Annotated in this window: 1 protein-coding gene; it reads left to right on the top strand. The window is 42.0% G+C overall.

All coding sequences use genetic code 11. The features are described 5' to 3' along the window. Positions 1 to 207 (top strand): sugar-binding domain-containing protein (locus CBI42_RS12505; protein WP_373433765.1); only part of this gene is annotated, 207 nt, incomplete at both ends.

Raw genomic sequence — 207 nt, forward strand, 5'->3', positions numbered from 1 at the left:
CGTTCAATGACCAAACGGCTTCCAAAAAGATTCGTGAACATAATGGATTTGTTTGGTGTGAAACCAACTTTGATATCGCTAAGCCATTACGAAGCCAAAGGTTGGTTTTGCGATTTGGATCGGCCACTCATGAAGCATGGGTTTATCTAAACGGGAAAGAAATTACCCATCATAAGGGCGGCTTTACACCGTTTGAGGTTGAAATCA

It is taken from the genome of Streptococcus sp. KR, assembly GCF_002238115.1.
In the GTDB taxonomy this organism is placed as follows: Bacteria; Bacillota; Bacilli; order Lactobacillales; family Streptococcaceae; genus Streptococcus.